The organism is Sporosarcina sp. resist, assembly GCF_014302295.1.
Lineage (GTDB): Bacteria > Bacillota > Bacilli > Bacillales_A > Planococcaceae > Sporosarcina > Sporosarcina psychrophila.
Genome location: NZ_CP060287.1, coordinates 4,921,960 through 4,940,000, shown reverse-complemented (window position 1 = coordinate 4,940,000; position 18,041 = coordinate 4,921,960). Strand labels below are relative to the sequence as shown.

At 41.0% G+C, this 18,041-nt stretch carries 12 protein-coding genes and 2 rRNA genes (1 of these 14 running past the window's edge); 8 read left to right on the top strand and 6 right to left on the bottom strand.

Annotated features, from left to right (window positions below):
* The 6 genes from H7992_RS23760 to H7992_RS23735 form a co-directional block, all read left to right on the top strand.
* Positions 1 to 2,381, top strand: a 23S ribosomal RNA gene (locus H7992_RS23760); it begins 551 nt to the left of the window's first position.
* A gap of 80 nt (positions 2,382 to 2,461) precedes the next feature.
* Positions 2,462 to 2,577, top strand: a 5S ribosomal RNA gene (gene rrf / locus H7992_RS23755).
* 631 nt (positions 2,578 to 3,208) lie between these two features.
* Positions 3,209 to 4,036, top strand: a complete 828-nt coding sequence (locus tag H7992_RS23750) for a YihY/virulence factor BrkB family protein (protein ID WP_187046242.1) — start codon at positions 3,209 to 3,211, stop codon at positions 4,034 to 4,036.
* Positions 4,036 to 4,710, top strand: a complete 675-nt coding sequence (locus H7992_RS23745) for a response regulator transcription factor (protein ID WP_304627132.1) — start codon at positions 4,036 to 4,038, stop codon at positions 4,708 to 4,710. The genes H7992_RS23750 and H7992_RS23745 overlap by 1 nt, the downstream gene beginning before the upstream one ends.
* A complete protein-coding gene (locus H7992_RS23740; RefSeq protein WP_187046240.1) occupies positions 4,707 to 6,086 on the top strand; it encodes a HAMP domain-containing sensor histidine kinase in 1,380 nt (459 codons plus the stop codon). Before H7992_RS23745 ends, H7992_RS23740 begins: the two co-directional genes overlap by 4 nt.
* A gap of 75 nt (positions 6,087 to 6,161) precedes the next feature.
* A complete protein-coding gene (locus tag H7992_RS23735; protein WP_187046239.1) occupies positions 6,162 to 6,563 on the top strand; it encodes a hypothetical protein in 402 nt (133 codons plus the stop codon).
* 70 nt (positions 6,564 to 6,633) lie between these two features.
* On the opposite strand, the gene H7992_RS23730 is transcribed toward H7992_RS23735, so the two are convergent.
* The 6 genes from H7992_RS23730 to H7992_RS23705 form a co-directional block, all read right to left on the bottom strand.
* Positions 6,634 to 6,978: a MaoC family dehydratase gene (locus H7992_RS23730; RefSeq protein WP_187046238.1), complete on the bottom strand. Its 345-nt coding sequence runs from the start codon at positions 6,976 to 6,978 to the stop codon at positions 6,634 to 6,636.
* Positions 6,975 to 7,370, bottom strand: coding sequence for an FAS1-like dehydratase domain-containing protein (locus tag H7992_RS23725; protein WP_187046237.1), 396 nt, complete (start codon positions 7,368 to 7,370; stop codon positions 6,975 to 6,977). Before H7992_RS23725 ends, H7992_RS23730 begins: the two co-directional genes overlap by 4 nt.
* Entirely contained in the window at positions 7,367 to 8,464 is a 1,098-nt protein-coding gene (locus H7992_RS23720) for an acetyl-CoA C-acyltransferase (protein ID WP_187048031.1), read from the bottom strand. The genes H7992_RS23725 and H7992_RS23720 overlap by 4 nt, the downstream gene beginning before the upstream one ends.
* The gene (locus tag H7992_RS23715) at positions 8,460 to 9,926 is read right to left on the bottom strand and encodes an AMP-binding protein (protein ID WP_187046236.1); all 1,467 of its coding nucleotides are present in this window, start codon (positions 9,924 to 9,926) and stop codon (positions 8,460 to 8,462) included. Before H7992_RS23715 ends, H7992_RS23720 begins: the two co-directional genes overlap by 5 nt.
* A 42-nt stretch (positions 9,927 to 9,968) precedes the next feature.
* Positions 9,969 to 10,520 (bottom strand): biotin transporter BioY, encoded by a 552-nt coding sequence (locus H7992_RS23710; RefSeq protein ID WP_187046235.1) that lies wholly within the window; start codon positions 10,518 to 10,520, stop codon positions 9,969 to 9,971.
* A gap of 165 nt (positions 10,521 to 10,685) precedes the next feature.
* Positions 10,686 to 12,407 carry a type IA DNA topoisomerase gene (locus tag H7992_RS23705; protein ID WP_255428537.1) on the bottom strand — a complete coding sequence of 574 codons (1,722 nt, stop codon included), beginning with the start codon at positions 12,405 to 12,407 and terminating at the stop codon, positions 10,686 to 10,688.
* 314 nt (positions 12,408 to 12,721) lie between these two features.
* On the opposite strand from H7992_RS23705, the gene H7992_RS23700 reads away from it, so the two are divergent.
* Positions 12,722 to 13,948 carry a tyrosine-type recombinase/integrase gene (locus tag H7992_RS23700; protein WP_187046233.1) on the top strand — a complete coding sequence of 409 codons (1,227 nt, stop codon included), beginning with the start codon at positions 12,722 to 12,724 and terminating at the stop codon, positions 13,946 to 13,948.
* A 1-nt stretch (position 13,949) separates the two neighbouring features.
* On the top strand, positions 13,950 to 18,029 hold the full coding sequence (locus tag H7992_RS23695; RefSeq protein WP_187046232.1) for a helix-turn-helix domain-containing protein: 4,080 nt from the start codon (positions 13,950 to 13,952) through the stop codon (positions 18,027 to 18,029).
* The last annotated feature ends 12 nt before the right edge of the window (positions 18,030 to 18,041 follow it).

Here is an 18,041-nt window from a genome sequence, read left to right as displayed (position 1 = left end):
ATCCTGAAACCATGTGCCTACAAGTTGTCAGAGCCCGTTAATGGGTGATGGCGTGCCTTTTGTAGAATGAACCGGCGAGTTACGATTCCATGCAAGGTTAAGCAGTGAATGCGGAGCCGCAGCGAAAGCGAGTCTGAATAGGGCGATAGAGTATGGGGTCGTAGACCCGAAACCAGGTGATCTACCCATGTCCAGGGTGAAGGTAAGGTAACACTTACTGGAGGCCCGAACCCACGTACGTTGAAAAGTGCGGGGATGAGGTGTGGGTAGCGGTGAAATTCCAATCGAACCTGGAGATAGCTGGTTCTCTCCGAAATAGCTTTAGGGCTAGCCTCAAACTTAAGAATCTCGGAGGTAGAGCACTGTTTGGACTAGGGGCCCATCCCGGGTTACCGAATTCAGACAAACTCCGAATGCCGATGATTTATGTTTGGGAGTCAGACTGCGGGTGATAAGATCCGTAGTCGAGAGGGAAACAGCCCAGACCACCAGTTAAGGTCCCCAAGTATTCGTTAAGTGGAAAAGGATGTGGCGTTGCCCAGACAACCAGGATGTTGGCTTAGAAGCAGCCATCATTTAAAGAGTGCGTAATAGCTCACTGGTCGAGTGGCGCTGCGCCGAAAATGTACCGGGGCTAAACGAATCACCGAAACTGTGGATTGACATCTTAGATGTCAGTGGTAGGAGAGCGTTCCAAGGGCGTCGAAGCTAGACCGTAAGGACTGGTGGAGCGCTTGGAAGTGAGAATGCCGGTATGAGTAGCGAAAGAAGGGTGAGAATCCCTTCCACCGAATGCCCAAGGTTTCCTGAGGAAGGCTCGTCCGCTCAGGGTTAGTCAGGACCTAAGTTGAGGCCGAAAGGCGTAGACGATGGACAACAGGTTGATATTCCTGTACCACCTCCCCGCCGTTTGAGCAATGGGGTGACGCAGTAGGATAGGGTGAGCGCGCTGTTGGTTATGCGCGTCTAAGCAGTGAGGTGTGGAATGAGGCAAATCCCGTTCCTATAACATTGAGCTGTTACAGCAAGGGGATTTATCCCTGAGTCCCTGATTTCACGCTGCCAAGAAAAGCCTCTAGCGAGGCGGGAGGTGCCTGTACCGCAAACCGACACAGGTAGGCGAGGAGAGAATCCTAAGGTGATCGAGAGAACTCTCGTTAAGGAACTCGGCAAAATGACCCCGTAACTTCGGGAGAAGGGGTGCTCTGGTAGGGTGTTAAAGCCCGAGAGAGCCGCAGTGAATAGGCCCAGGCGACTGTTTAGCAAAAACACAGGTCTCTGCAAAACCGCAAGGTGAAGTATAGGGGCTGACGCCTGCCCGGTGCTGGAAGGTTAAGAGGAGAGGTCAGCGCAAGCGAAGCTTCGAATTGAAGCCCCAGTAAACGGCGGCCGTAACTATAACGGTCCTAAGGTAGCGAAATTCCTTGTCGGGTAAGTTCCGACCCGCACGAAAGGCGTAACGATCTGGGCACTGTCTCAACGAGAGACTCGGTGAAATTATAATACCTGTGAAGATGCAGGTTACCCGCGACAGGACGGAAAGACCCCGTGGAGCTTTACTGTAACCTGATATTGAATTCCGGTGCAGCCTGTACAGGATAGGTAGGAGCCTTGGATTCCGGAGCGCTAGCTTCGGATGAGGCGTTGGTGGGATACTACCCTGGCTGTATTGGACTTCTAACCCATGCCCCTTATCGGGGCAGGAGACAGTGTCAGGCGGGCAGTTTGACTGGGGCGGTCGCCTCCTAAAGAGTAACGGAGGCGCCCAAAGGTTCCCTCAGAATGGTTGGACATCATTCGTAGAGTGCAAAGGCATAAGGGAGCTTGACTGCGAGACCTACAAGTCGAGCAGGGTCGAAAGACGGGCTTAGTGATCCGGTGGTTCCGCATGGAAGGGCCATCGCTCAACGGATAAAAGCTACCCCGGGGATAACAGGCTTATCTCCCCCAAGAGTCCACATCGACGGGGAGGTTTGGCACCTCGATGTCGGCTCATCGCATCCTGGGGCTGTAGTCGGTCCCAAGGGTTGGGCTGTTCGCCCATTAAAGCGGTACGCGAGCTGGGTTCAGAACGTCGTGAGACAGTTCGGTCCCTATCCGTCGCGGGCGCAGGAAATTTGAGAGGAGCTGTCCTTAGTACGAGAGGACCGGGATGGACATACCTCTGGTGTACCAGTTGTCTTGCCAAAGGCATCGCTGGGTAGCTATGTATGGACGGGATAAATGCTGAAAGCATCTAAGCATGAAGCCCCCCTCGAGATGAGATTTCCCATTACGCAAGTAAGTAAGATCCCTCAAAGAAGATGAGGTTGATAGGTCTGGGGTGGAAGCACGGCGACGTGTGGAGCTGACGGATACTAATCGATCGAGGACTTAACCAATTTTGAAAAGGGCTTGATTACCCTGATTCGTGTAGCACAATGTCTGTTTTATTCAGTTTTGAGCGAACAAGCTCAAAGAGTCTGGTGACGATTGCGAAGAGGTCACACCCGTTCCCATCCCGAACACGGAAGTTAAGCTCTTCAGCGCCGATGGTAGTTGGGGGTTTCCCCCTGCGAGAGTAGGACGCCGCCGGTCTCATTGAAAGGCCATTACCTTATAGGTAGTGGTTTTTTTGTATTTATTTTTAATGTTAACTTTTTGGAGAGTTTATGGGTATGTGGTCGAAAAAAGGAATAGTTCTTTATTGTCGGAAATCTGCATTTGGAATTAATCTCATTGGTTATATAATTGGTTAAGGATGAGATATGTGATTAATTAGCAATGGGATTTGATCGTTGCCAGTGTTATGTGATTGGTTAGCGATGGGATATGATCGTTGCCAGTGTTATGTAATCGGTTAGCGATGGGATATGATCGATTCCAGTGTTATGTGATTGGTTAGCAATGAGTTATGATCGATTCCAGTGTTATGTGATTGGTTAGCAATGGGATATGATCGATTCCAGTGTTATGTGATTGGTTAGCAATGGGATATGATCGTTGCCATGATTATATGATCGGTTAGCAATGGGATATGATCGTTACCAGTGTTATATGATCGGCTAGCAATGGATATGATCGTTACCAGGATTATCTGATCGGTCCGAGGCACCTACTCTCAACCAATAACTTAATACAATTCACCTCTATAAATATTCTATATCCCTTTATAGTTATCCTATGGCATTCATTAGAATAGGGTATATTGAAGTAGAGGGGGTTGCAAATGACAATTATTAAAAATGTAGTGGTTCGTTTTTTTTATGAACGCTTTTTTGATCAGGCAGCACAGACTGCATACTATCTTTTATTGTCCATGTTTCCATTTTTTCTTTTCATCCTTTCCTTACTCAGTTTGTTTCCCGTTGATGAAGAGATGCTTTTGACATTTCTCAGACCTTTCACGCCTGATGAAGCGTTTACTGTAATAGAGGAAAATGTTCGTGCGGTTCTCAATAAAGGGCATGGGAAGGTGCTATATGCAAGCCTTGTAGCAGCGTTCTGGATTACTTCCATGGCTGTACAGTCGCTTGCGCGTTCACTTGACCTGGCGAATGGCTATGTACGTCGCTATGCATATTGGAAAGTACTGATACGTGATCTTGGAGTAACGCTTCTTTTTATGTTAGTCATTCCGTTATCATTGTTTCTTCCAATTATCGAAAAGGCTTTATATAGAGTTGTGACTTATTACGATACGATTGAGGAATGGCAAGGTTGGTTTTATATTTGGCCGAATGTTAAATGGGGTTTGGGAACGTTGTTTCTGTTTCTATTCTTCTTATTGTTTTATAAAGTGGTGCCAACAGGTAAGATGAAGTTTAAAGAAGCACTTCCGGGAGCACTCTTTTCTGCTATTGGTTGGCAGTTATTTTCACTTGTGTTCGGGAGCTATGTTTCGAACGTTGACTATACTCGCTTATATGGACAATTGTCGGGTATTATCCTACTTGTTATTTGGTTTTATTTGACGGCGGTTATTATTTTGCTGTCAGGTTTGTTAAATGCGGAATGGCGGAGGTCATCCGGTAGAAAGAGGAGGCGCGTAACATGATGAAGATATTGGTGGTAGACGATGATCCTAATATTTTGGAGCTTGTGAGCATTCAGCTGACACAGGCCGGGTATACAGTTATGAAAGCATCGGATGGTTTTGAGGCGCTGGAGTTATTGGAAAAGGACTTACCTGATTTGGCAGTCGTGGACGTGATGATGCCAAGAATGGACGGCTATAAGTTGACGAAGAAGCTTAGGGCAGAGGCGGATATACCGGTTTTATTGCTAACGGCCAAAGGGGAGCTAGAAGATAAGGAAAAAGGGTTCCTTGCGGGTTCCGATGATTATGTTGTAAAACCGTTCGAGCCGAGAGAATTGTTATTTCGGATAAATGCAATTTTGCGCAGATACGATAAAGCAGTTGATGTGTTCATTCAAGCTGGACCGATGAAAATAAATCGGCAGAGCTATGAAGTCTCTGTTGGCAAGAAAGTGCTTCTTCTGCCGTTAAAGGAGTTTGAATTACTTTCAGTTTTGGCATCACGGTCAAATCATGTATTTACTAGGGAAATACTAATTGAACGGGTATGGGGTTATGACTATGAGGGCGATGAACAGACGTTAAACGTTCATATCAAGCGAATTCGAGACAAATTGACGAAGCTGACAGGGGAAGTAACCATCTCAACAGTGCGTGGTGTTGGGTATAAGCTTGAAGTGTCATCCTCATGAGGTCGCTGTACGGAAAATTTATCGCGATGACAACCGTTATCATGATAGCAAGTGCGCTGATTGCATTTCTAGCGGTCAATACATATTACCATCAACAGTTGAAAGGGCAAAACGACGAGAAGAATATGAGCATTGCGAAAAGCATTGCGTCATTCATTGAATCGGATAAGGAATTAGATCTGGTAAATTACCTTGAAACGCAGTCTGCGGTCGGGTATAAGCTCTACGTTGTCAATGAAAACCAAGAAGCCACGATGTATGGGGAAGCATTTCGGGTAGAAAATCTTTCAAACAACGTTGTAGAACAGGTATTGAATGGTGACGTGTATCACGGGATGAGAGATCTCCCAGGCGAAACGTTCGTAACCGGATTTTTCTCGAATGAATTAGCAAACACCGTGGGGGTGCCCTTTGAATATAGTGGGGAAACGTATGCCCTTTTTCTACGCCCAGACATTAAGATGCTCTTTACGGAAGTGCACTATATCCTTGGTGGGATGGTGCTGATCATGGCAATTATCAGTTTGCTGGCGATGCTGATTGTGGCTAAAATGTTGATTGATCCCATTACAGAGTTAACTGCCGCGACGAAAAAAGTTGGCGAAGAACAGTTCTCTGGAACGCTCGATATTAATCGGAAAGATGAAATTGGGCAACTGGCGAAAAGCTTTCAGCTGATGACGAGGAAACTTAGTGAAAATGATCGGATACGCAAAGAATTCATAAGCGATGTGTCGCATGATTTCCAGTCGCCGTTACTTAATATAAAAGGATATGCCGAGCTTCTGTTGGACGATAAGCTCACGGAAGACTCACGGAAAAGTTATGCTAACGTTATCCAATCTGAAACGGAACGATTGTCTTCATTGACGAAACAGTTGCTGCTTCTCACATCACTCGATCAGTTATCATCCCCACTCGAAAAGAAGACCTTTGACTTGGACATGCAGTTGAAGGAGACAGTCCGCAAGTTTAGATGGTTGCTTGAAGAGAAAGAAATGACGTTAGAAATGGATCTTGAAGAAGTTCGTTTCACCGGAGACCCTGCATTTCTTGAGAAAGTTTGGGAAAACCTGCTATCGAATGCACTAAAGTATACAGAGATTGGCGGTGCGATTGAAGTCGTGTTAACCGAACAGCCGGATCATGTTACAGTTCTTATCCAAGACAATGGAATTGGCATTGATGAAGAGGGACTTGAGCGCATTTTTGACCGTTTTTACCGAGCAGATGACTCGAGAACACAGGAAACAGGCGGAACAGGACTTGGCTTATCGATCGTCATGCAGGTTGTTAAACTGCATGGTGGAACAATTAACGCTGTTAGTCGTAAAGGGCAGGGTACGACTTTTACTGTGGTGTTTCCGAAGTTGTAATGTCCTGTTCATCTTGCGTTCATATAGGATGTTTAAGATAAGGGTATAACATTAACATTACAGGAGGAATTTAATATGGAAGCAAAATGGAGTCTACGATTGATTCGTATAGCAGCAATTTTTGGTTTGATCGGTACAGTATTAGGTTCACATATGGCCGGAGCAGGATCACCTGCATTCCGTCCAATTCACGCGCACATTCTATTAGTTGGTTGGTTGTCTCTATTTGCTTGGGGCGTCTTCTATCGAATTTACAAAGTCCGAGCAAAAAAACTGATTGCGATTCATGGATGGACTGGGATTATCGGAGCAATCGGTCTGACGTCAGGTATGTGGCTACAATTCATGCGACCGTTTGGGGTGAATGAAACACTGTCACTTATTCTGTACATCGTTGGTGGAACAATTTTACTCATTAGCTTTGCATTGTTTGTTATTATTACATTTTTAACTGAAAAAGAAAGTCCGAAAAAATAAATTGATATAGTCAAATAAAAAAGTCACTTCCGTCAATTTCGGGAAGTGGCTTTTTGTGTTTGATTATAATTTACGCTATTGTAATCAATCCTTTAATAACGATTTTCCCTTTGCATATGCCTTCAATTTGAAGTTTATCTGCATTGTGTTTGACTCGTAGAGCTACAATATCTCCGGCATGGATTGGCGAATGAAAATCAAGTTCATACTTTTTCGGGAAATTAATAGGTGTTAACGAGCTGTTTGAAACCTTACTCCAAACTTTCCCCATGACCAGCATGCCATGGGTGATTCTTCCTGAAAACCCATGATTTTTTGCCTGTTCTTCGTTAAGATGGATTGGGTTATAATCGCCGGAAATCTCAGCATAGTTTTCGATATCTTGCTGGGTTAAAAATAACTGGATTTCAATCATAGCAATTCACCTGAAACGATTTGGGAAATTCCGCTAAAACACAAATATCCCTCTTCATTGTATAAAAAAAGTGTCTGTTTACTGAATGTATGTCCTTTTTTCACTTTCACATCAGATAATGAAATAAAACCGGTATATACTTCATCAATGTACATTTTAGTGTGGTTTAAGCACTGTTGTTTACGAAGGATAACCGGTGCTTTCAACGTCCATGGTAATGCGAATGATTTATAAAGAGTCATTGGCATAGCGGGCGGGATAGGAATGGTTTGAAACCCAAGCCTTTGAGCTTTTGTTTGACTTTCATATACAGGGTTTGAGTCGCCAAGCATTTGTATATATTCCTGCACTTGTTCTTTCTGGAAAATGAACTCCTGTTTTTCTGTTTTCATCGAATCACCTCAAATAAAACAGCTAGCCCAACACCACCGGCACTTCCAATGGAAGCGAGCACATATTGCATCCCTTTTCTTCTTTGAACTTCATAAAAGAGTCGAGTGACCAGTATTGCACCGGAAGCCCCGTAAGGATGTCCCATTGTCAAAGCACCACCCAAAACATTTAGTTTTTCGTAGGGAATTGATAATTCTTGCGCGCATGCAACGATTTTTGAAGCGAAGGCTTCGTTTATTTCAAACAGGTCGATATCCTCAATCGATAGACTGTTTCGATTTAGTAACTTCCGACTTGCCGGAACCGGAGATATACCAGGAAAATCAGGGTGTATCCCACTCACTTCACTGTCGATGAATCGTAGAACGGGATTCATGTGGAGTTTCTTCGCTAGCCCTTCTTCCATAACCACTACTGCCGCAGCCCCGTCATTAATGCCACAACTGTTTGCAGCAGTAACTGTACCGCCATCTTTTATGAAAATAGGTTTTGCGCGTTTCAGTAGTTTTTCCATATTGCGTTCTTTATAGAAGCTTTCATCTTTATTTATTTCTTCAAATTTTATAATTTCGGGTTTATATAAACCTTCCTGAAAAGCATGCCAACTACGAGTATAGCTAAGGAGTGCATAATCATCTTGCATCTCTTTAGTGATTTTATATTTTTGTGCGACATTTTCTGCAGCTACACCCATATCAGGATCGCCTAAACGGTCAGGAGAAAATCGTGCCCTCTTCGGAAATGGGGAAGTGCTAGCGCTTTCCACACCGCCAGCGATGTAACAGCTGCCCGCTTTACCTTGTATGAAATGGCACGCCGTCCGAATGGCTTCAAGGCCCGCGCTGCACTGTCTATCAATCGTCATCCCAGCTACTGATAAAGGAAGCCCTGATTCCAACGCAGACAAACGCGCAATATTTCCTCCAGGTCCTATAACGTCCCCTAAGATGATTTCGTCTAATTCATGTGTAATCCCCGTCGACAATTCTCGGAGAAGAGGCGCCGCAAGAATATGAGGTTCGACATCTCGGAACACCCCGTCTTTTCTTCCAATAGGTGTTCGTTTCGCTTGTACGATAACTGCTCTGTTAATTTCTAATCACCTCGGTTTCGATTAATTGTTTAACATGCATGCGGGCAATCTTACCGCTAGTTGTATGAGGAATCTTTTCGACGAAAAACCATTTACGGGGAATTTTATGGGAGGACAGATTTTCAATACAGAGCTTTTTTAATGCCTTTTTGCATGCGTGTCCTTTTATGACGGCAACCGGTATTTGTCCCCAGTATGGATCAGTCATGCCAACGACAGCTGCTTCATCCACGTCCGGATGTTTTAGAAGGACCGTTTCTATTTCTTCAGGAAATACATTCACTCCACCGTATAAGATCATATTTTTCTCACGCCCGACGATGTATAAGTAACCGTCTTCATCCAAATAGCCCATATCGTCCACAGTTACCCAACCGTTATCATCTTTTATTGATTGAATGGAACGTGATCCGGGATGAATATAGCCGTTAAAAAGCATTCGGCTCCTGACAAAAATCGTTCCAATTTCTCGAGCTGATGTTTCATCCAGATGTGTATGCCTTATTTGAATTTCAACGTTATGAAATGGCTTTCCTACTGATCCAAGTTTGTCCTTATCGGAGTCATTACATAAAAAAGATACAAAACTTAGTTCACTCGCTCCGTAAAACTCGAACATCTTTACTTGAAGGAACTGCTCCTTAATTTTTTGTTTTGAATCTACTTCCCATTTCGCTCCAGAAGATATGATTTGTATGGGTTTATCGATGATAATGTCTTCTGAAAGCATCGCTTCGACCATTGTAGGTACGACATAAAGTATTGTTATCGGGTAGTTTTCGATGAAGTTCAGTGCAAGTAAAGGTGAAAATTTATCTAGCAGATAAATTGTTCCACCTAAATACAATACGCTGATTGCCCCGTAAAGAAAATGGGAATGGATGAGTGCACCCGGAATTAAAACGTGATCTGTTTCGTTTATATGAAAATCATGTCGACTGCATTCGAAACTAGTAATCCATGAATCATGTGAACGGATAAAGGCCTTCGGGACACCAGTTGTTCCGGAGGTGAACCCCATGTAAAATGGCATTTCTCCTGTGACATTTTCACACGATGAATAATCACACTGGAGGATTTGCTCCGAAGCGTCTTCCCAAATAATGATAGTGAACTCCGTGCTTCTTATCCGTTCAGCCAATCCGGCGGTTGTAATAACGACTGAGGGGGAAGAGATTTCTAAACGTTGTTCAAGCTCTGTTGGTTTCCATTTTGCGTCAAATGTGGCGGCAATGCGACCAGCCATGGCGGTGCCTGTGAAAAGTTGAAGAAAAGCAATACTGTTCGGCATGAAAATGCCGATAGAGTCGCAGGGAGCTGTTATTGAATGTAACCAATTTGCTGTTTTGCAAACGGTTGTATACCAATCGCGGTATGTAATCGCCTCGGAAGATGTTTGAATGGCAATTTTGTCAGGATTGTCGATGACTTGCTGTTGATAGGAACTTGTAATCGTCGGCACATGAATTCTCCTTTTTGAAAAAAGAGCACATGAATGTGCTCTTTAAGTGAAAAGTAGCTTTTTGTTAAAAATGGGGTACCTTTTTAATTTGACGACCAGAAATGTTGCGAGGGTCGCTTTGATAGTATCACCAGGCAAGTAGACAAGACTCATCTTGACCGCAAGCAACAGATCGATATTCATAACGAAAGCTTGCACGGGTATTCCAAACAAGTAAATTAGGAAAATACCGACAGTCAAATTGATAGGTAAAATAGCAGCTACCTTAACTTCTTTCAAGCGGGATTGAATAGTACCTAAGCAAAATGCTGTTATAGGGTAGGATAGCAAATAACCTGCACTTGGTCCGACAAATACACTTAGGCCCCCTCGTCCACCAGACAAGAGGGGAAGCCCAGCAGCAACGAGCAATAAGAAAACAATTTGACTGATTGCCCCCAATCGTGCACCTAGAATCCCTCCGGCAAGCAATACCCCGATTGTTTGGAGCGTGATTGGAACGGGTGTAAATGTCAGGAAAATAGGAGGGAGTAAACCTAATACTCCCATAAGTGCAGCGAATAAAGCGACATGAGTCATTTCTCTAATTTTCATAAGACATCCCCATACATAAATTAATTAGTTCATATCAATTATTTTAAGCGTAATCTAGCAGTTGTGTCAACTTGAATTAAAATAAAGTTTACCTAATAGGGCGGATAAAAAAAGATATCCAATCCCATAGATTTTGGGTTGGATATCTTTTGTAGTTATTTTCGCTTAGAACTCAATCGTTATTTTCCCATTTACGAGCGTTAAGCTCGCATCAAACTTCTTATCAGAATTGGAGACGAAACCTTTTATAACATTCGTTTTTCCTTTCGTGCAGAGAAGTTTAACTTGAGTAGGCGTGAGCTTTTTTTTCAAAAAGACAGCAGGAAAAGTCTGCTTGCAACCACTTGCGTAGGCACTGCAACCGTAGAATTCTTTGCGTGCAATAATCATACCTTCTTTACAAGCAGGGCATGGAGCGACTTCGACTTGTTGATAGGAGGTCCGTTGAGGCATCTTGTTCACTACATTGGCGGCTAGTTTTGCATCAATGGGCTTGGCGTTTAATTGGCCCGGTACTTCTTCCAATAAGCTGTTGATGAACTTCGCAATGCTGCCGAGAAAACGTTCCTGTGTTCCTTCACCATTGCCGATCTTTCGTAAATACGCTTCCCATTTAGCAGTCATGGACGGGCTTGCGAGAAGATTCCCTTCGATTGCTTGGCAGAGAATGCGCCCTTTATCCGTAATGGAAACGATGTTTTTTGTTACGTCGATATAAGCATGCCGTTTGATCGTTTCGATGATTCCACTTCGGGTAGCTTCTGTACCGAGTCCTTCAATTTCTTTTAAAATATCGGTCTCTTTTTTATCCTCGACAAGTTTTCCGCATGTTTTCATCATCGCGATAAGTTGGCCTTCTGTATACGGTTTCGGCGGCATCGTTTTGCCTTCTTTAATGCCGATATCACTTTCCACAGGTTCGTGCATCACAAGTGGCGGTAGCGTTGGCTCGTCCTTGTCTTTGTCATTTTCTTTCGCCGAACGGATGAACAATGCTTTCCAGCCCTTATCGCGTTCCGTCTTCCCGATTGTGAAGAATGGGAGCTTGTTGACTTCTGTCGTCACTTTCGTTTCAGTGTACAGATAATCAGTATGGAACATAGCGAGTGTGGTGCGGACAACTTCTTCATATAAGTTACGCTCGATGGTCGAGAGCCCAGCAAGTACCCCTTGTGAAGGAATTTTCTTCGTTGGAATGATTGCATAATGCTCCTGTACTTTTGAACTGTCGACATAGCGCTTTTTCGGAGCGAGTGATGCGACAGGGAAAGTATGACCGATAAGCTGCTGATACTCGGTTACTTGTCCAGCGAGATAGGTGAATTCACTTGGTGTGATATACCTGGAATCCGTCCTTGGATACGTCACGAGCTTCTTTTCATAGAGCCCTTGCATTGTCTTCAATACATTCGCAGGACTTATTTTCCATAGGCGGTTTGCCGTTGCTTGTAGTGTAGACAGTGCATGTAGCTGTGGAGGCGGCGTCCGTTTATCGACCGTTTCTACCGAAGTAACTACACCAGGTGATTTCGGATGGATATTATGTTTTGCGAGAAGGTCCCGGATAATTTCTCTTTTCGAATCCTTTGCTTTGGCCTTACCTTTATATGTCCCGTTTGCGGCAGTAAACGTCGCTTCGATTTCATAAAATGGTTCAGAAACGAATGCTTCAATTTCTATTTGCCGCTGATAAATAAGGTAAACAGTCGGTGATTGCACACGTCCGATTGAAAACACATCTCGAATGCCGCGTGCTTGCAACAGAAGGGAATAGAGCCGAGAACCATTCATCCCGACAAGCCAGTCACTAATTTGTCGGGCTTTCGCCTCCTCATACATCAGAAGATCTTTGCGATTGTCTTGTAAATTCGCGAATCCTTTGCGCACTTCATCGACTTCCAGCGAATTAATCCAAAGCCGCTTTATCGTTTGGTTTTTGGCGCCTGTTTGATAATAAATACTATAGAAGATATTCGATCCTTCACGGTCCACTTATCTCTATAACATTGCGCATAATATAAATGTACATATATGTATCGCCAATATGCTTGTTAACCTAATAAAGTTAAGGAACTCTGTATGTAATTACAAGTTAATTATTGCACATAAAGAAAATTCTTGCTATTCTAATATCAATACATATCTACTATATTTCTTATTGTTAAATATTGTACAAAAATAAGAGGATAGGAGGCTTATTAATGGATAGGAAGATCCTTCATTTCGATAACAACCAATCCATAAAGTTTAGTACGATTCCTGTTTGGATTGATTATATCTTTCACAGTAATGGGGATATAGATAAGAAGCACTTTGCTGTAATAGGGTTGAAAGATATGGAGCTTGATGTACATGTAATCCATCCAATTAGTCAGTTTATCATTGATAATTGGAAAAACAGACAGTATAACACCCAGCGCAAGCATGCGAATAATATTGTTCAGTTTTTAAATTACTTGGCCGATAGCAGGAGACAATTAAAAATTTCCTCTTTGAGAGATTTGACAATTAATCATGGAACAGAGTATCTAAATCAATTAGCGTTAAAAGGCGTTAAAAGATCAACAGTAAAAGATGCTGAAAGAACCTTAACGCTATTTTATTTTTGGCTAATGAAGATAAATATAATTCCTTTAGAACCAGAAAGAGTTTTGGAGAAAAAAGAAACTCATTTAGGAACGTATTTTGAATCTCCATTTCAACCTTTGTATCCGTCAAAATCAATGAAAGAGATTGAACATACTTTGCCGATTAATTACATTCCACTGTTGCTAGAGGTGGCTATAGCGGTAGCGAAACCGATTGCATTAGGCTTGTACTTTCAATTGTTTGGTGGTCTAAGGGTTTCTGAGGTAGTGAATTTAAAGAGAACACAAGTAGCCAGGAGGATGCAAGAAGGCGACTTTATCTTGCAGCTTAAGAATCAGAACTTCCGAACAGACTTAAAAGAACATGCCTCGGTAAAGAAGGTGCGGACACAGCGAGTATTAGAAATAAATGATTGGGGACATAATCTGTTTAAAGACCATATTAGCCTTTATAAGCCTAGCGATGGAAGTAATGCTTTATTTGTTAATAGGGATGGTAAAGCATTATCCCAAAGAAGTTATAGACAATATTTTCAAAAGGTGAAGGATCATTTTATTGCTTTACTTGAAAATCGTGGCGATAGTGAACAGAAGCTTTTAGCGAAGCATTTGAAACATATGAAATGGTCCACGCATATTGGACGTGGCACATTTACCAACATGATTGCAGAAGACGCAGAAAACCCTTATGAAATCGCCCACCTTCGTGGGGATTCGAATATCAATTCATCCTTAACATATATGGTCTCAACTGAAAGGATTCATAAGAAAATTGAAGATAAGTTTTCGAATATGCATGAAGTATACATTCCTAAGTTAATAGACAGAAAGGGGTGGTAGTTTGGGGAAGCGTGAAAGTGGACCTAACAGTGTTGACTATTTATCGACTAATCAAGTCTCCAAAATGCTAGGAGTAGGACTTAATGACGTTAACGCTTTGATTAGAAGCAATCATTTCCTAAATGCAGTTAAAATAGGAGGCAGATGGAGAATCCCTGCAAATGAATATGATAGCTATAAAAATAGTTTGAAAGATACCACTAACTGCCTCACTGTTAAAGAATCCATAGAAAGACTTGGCTACAAAGCTGGCAATGAAGCTTCTGTATTGGAATTAATAAAGAGATCTAAATTACCCAATGCATTTAAACAGAACGCACAGTGGTGGATACCAGAAAATGATATTAAACATATTGTGAAAATGAAACTAGAGTCATTAAGTGCGGAGGAAGTGTCTCAGCGACTCAAAGTAACATCGTCGAACTATATTACAAGCTTAATTAATAAAAATCTTTTTCCTAATGCATTTAAAATTGACAACAAGTGGAGAATTCCTCTAAAAGATATAGAAAAATATGAAGAGATGTTAGAGGCTATTGAACTTAAGGAAGCTATGAAGATATTGGGAGTTCATTCAAAAGAAAACGTGTTAAATTTATTAAAGAAAAATACCTTCCCAAATGCCTTTAAACTCAATAATAATTGGCGAATCCCAGTCGGTGATATAGTTAATTTTTTATCGAAAGTAAAGAATTGTTTAGGGACAATGCAAGTCGCCGAAAGATTAGGTTATAAATCAGAGTTTCCGGTTTATCAATTGATAAAAGAATCTATTCTTCCCGATGCTTTTAAAGAAAATGGTCAATGGTGGATACCAATATCAAATGTCGAAGCGCTTGAAAAGGAACAATCCTTATTCTTGGGTACTACACAAGTTGCACGGAGATTGGATATATCAAGTGCCCAAGTTATCGGATTAATACACAAAAATAAATTTCCAATTGCCTTTAAGGAGAATTTAGGAAAGTGGAGTATCCCAATAAAGGATGTTGAGAAATTTGAGGAAAGTTATAACACTAATGATTCTATAGACCTTGATGAAGCATCTAAAAGACTAGGTTATCAGTCTCATACCAAGATGAAAAGCTTATTAAAAAATAATACTTTCCCAAATGCCTACAAATTTAAGGGGAAGATCTGGATTCCACTTACAGATTTTGGAGAAGTCCAAGAAATCCTTCAGAATAGAAAAGAAGAAAAATACAGGAAATTAAAATTACCATTTAATAACTTAGAGGAACAAGAAAAGACATTGAATACTTTAGGGCTTAATGAAGCTGCTCAAATGTTAGGATTTCAATCAAAACAAGCCGTGTCATATCAGTTGAAAAAAAATAGATTTCCAAATGCATTCAAGTTCAATAATAGTTGGCGAATTCCAATTAGCGATATAGATAACTTTTTATCGAAAGTAAAGGATTGTTTAAATACAACGCAAGTTACTGAGAGGTTAGGGTATAAAGCGGAGTTTTCAGTACACCAATTGATAAAGAAGTCTATTCTACCAGATGCTTTTAAAGCTAATGGACAGTGGTGGATACCAATATCCAATATCGAAGTGATTGAAAAACAACATTCTCAATCAATAGACACAACTCAAGTCGCGAAACGACTGAATCTGAATTCCAGTGCGACAGTTACGGAACTAATTCACAAAGAAAAAATTCCGAATGCTTTCAAAGATGTTTTTGGCAAATGGAGAATCCCTTTAAAAGATATTGAGGAATATGAAGAAAGCCTCAACACCGATAATGCCATCGACCTTGAAGAAGCAACTAAAAGATTGGGCTATCGATCACTTACAAAGGTAAGAAGCTTATTAGAAAATAATTATTTTCCAAATGCTTATAAATCTACAAGGAAGACTTGGATTCCCCTAAAAGATTTTGAAAAAATTCAGGGAGATTTCCAGAAAAGAGAAAAACCAAAAAAAGAAAAAGTTGAAAAGATAGTTCGAAAACCAGCGGAAGTTACAATTAGCACTTTGGGTTTTCTAAATTCTGTTGAGATAGAAAGGAAATTAAAAGTAGGAAGAGACGCGATACTACAAAGGCTACAAAAAGGAGCGTTTACTAAAGCATTTAAACAAAAAGGAAAGTGGTGGATTTCCGAAGCCGATGTTGAAAAATGGGGAAAAGAAATTGAAGAAAGAAGGCGTTTAGAGAAAGGTACTTTATCAATTGCCGAGGCAGCTAAAAGATTAAGAAAAACTAACGCCGCAGTAAGTCAAATGGTTACAAAACCAAATAAATTTCCAAATGCCTTTAAAATAGGGGGCTCTTGGCGTATACCGATATCTGATGTAGATGGACTTGCAAGAACCTTAGAAGAGTCTAGCAAAAAAGTTGATTATGCACCCAAAAGGGCGTATGAAGAATTGATCAGTTTTATAGATTCTGTGGATATCAGTAAAAAGCTTATAGAAACTAAGGTACTTTATAAGCAGTTTTGCTTACTCCAAATAAATAATATGAATGGTACATCAAGATACAAAAGAAATCGTGTTCGCTCGTTAGAAAGCCTTTATAAAAAATTAGCGACCACAATTAAAAATGAGATTTATCTTGTTCCTTCTGATGACATATCAAGTATATTAGGTGCAAATTCGGCATTGCGACAACATGAGAAAAAAATATTGATAGTCTTTTTAAGGCATGTTTATCATCAAAAAAATATAGAACCGGACCAAGAGTTTAGTTTGGTAAGTACCACGGAAAATAAAAATAAACAAGATATGTATTCGCCCGAACTATTTCACGAAATTTATCAATACACGAAAGATATAGATAGACACACACCTAACGCTCTAAAGGATCGTTGTTACGTAAACATGTGGGTATATACAATCTTACTACTAACTGACTTCATTAGAGGGCAGGACTTGATCCTAAACACTCCCAACATCGATTTAGAAACAGTAAATATCTATTCGTTCGATTGGTTTTATGAAAATGAGTTGTCCGAATATCAATCACAAACAATTATCAATCAACTTTACACCCACTTCCGCTATAAAAGAACAAGTAAAACAAATGAATTACTTACATTCATCGTGTCTCCAGATTTAATAGTATCGTTAGCAACAGCATTAATCATTTCAGAGTTACATCGAAGCATTGACGAAAGTTATTTGCTTCTAGATAGTTTTTTGGAAGGAAAGTTTAGCAACATTAAAACACAAGGAAAAGCGAGACATCGAAGCTTTTTCAATGAGATGAAAAGTACTTCAGAATATAAATTTAGTTCACTCATGATGAATAGATCCGTTGCAACGTATTTATTCTATTCTGTGACTGAAGAAGATGGACAGGATAGTGACTTAGCTTTACATCTTACACAAGTATCAAGATCACATAAAAGTCCAGATACGACGAGCCAGTACATTCAAGCTACTAATCAAGATGGATCGATTAATAGGGTGTCCTATAACCTTTTCAAACGGGGACATTTTGGTTGGCTATACAATTACCTAATCTTATACGTCTCGCAGTTTCAGGGCATGCAGGACACGTTAGAACAGCGAAGTAATCTTATTGAACAAGTAAGGCAAGAAATATCTCCATTTGAGTTAGAAAGTGTAGCCAAGTTCGTCAACAATAGCTTAGCTCCAATGCCTTTAAAAAATCAAACTGACAGTATGGAGACTTTGCTAGAGAACATTTATAAAAAACGACAATCGGTCATTTCCAAGTTGAAAGAGTATTCGAAAGAGGAAATTCGAGAAATTATAACAAGGTTAGCTAATGGGGATCTTCCATCCAAAAATGAGCATGCACAATGTTTAGTTTTTCCTAATTGTAAAAATCCGAAGCTATCGAATTGCTTTTCATGTGAATATGTCATTCCAGGAAATTTAATGCTTATTCAATTGAAAGAAGAGTTGAGCCGGCTTGTTACAAATATTGAAGAAGCAACGAATGATGTGATTTTACGAAGAGAGTCAAGATTTTTAATGCACGCATTATTCATATGGAAAGAAGCACGTCTCGAATTTGGAGATGAAAGAGTCAAAGCTTATATTGACATCGAGAAGACATGGAAAAGGATTGAGGATGTGGCTCATAAAGTTTTGATGGATTAATGGAAAGCAGGT

What these genes read in the sequence shown, in the direction of transcription:
- H7992_RS23750 (WP_187046242.1), top strand. Translation starts at nt 3,209, where the DNA reads ATGACAATTATTAAAAATGTAGTGGTTCGTTTTTTTTATGAACGCTTT.
- H7992_RS23740 (WP_187046240.1), top strand. Translation starts at nt 4,707, where the DNA reads ATGAGGTCGCTGTACGGAAAATTTATCGCGATGACAACCGTTATCATG.
- H7992_RS23745 (WP_304627132.1), top strand. Translation starts at nt 4,036, where the DNA reads ATGAAGATATTGGTGGTAGACGATGATCCTAATATTTTGGAGCTTGTG.
- H7992_RS23710 (WP_187046235.1), bottom strand. Translation starts at nt 10,520, where the DNA reads ATGAAAATTAGAGAAATGACTCATGTCGCTTTATTCGCTGCACTTATG.
- H7992_RS23700 (WP_187046233.1), top strand. Translation starts at nt 12,722, where the DNA reads ATGGATAGGAAGATCCTTCATTTCGATAACAACCAATCCATAAAGTTT.
- H7992_RS23730 (WP_187046238.1), bottom strand. Translation starts at nt 6,978, where the DNA reads ATGATTGAAATCCAGTTATTTTTAACCCAGCAAGATATCGAAAACTAT.
- H7992_RS23725 (WP_187046237.1), bottom strand. Translation starts at nt 7,370, where the DNA reads ATGAAAACAGAAAAACAGGAGTTCATTTTCCAGAAAGAACAAGTGCAG.
- H7992_RS23735 (WP_187046239.1), top strand. Translation starts at nt 6,162, where the DNA reads ATGGAAGCAAAATGGAGTCTACGATTGATTCGTATAGCAGCAATTTTT.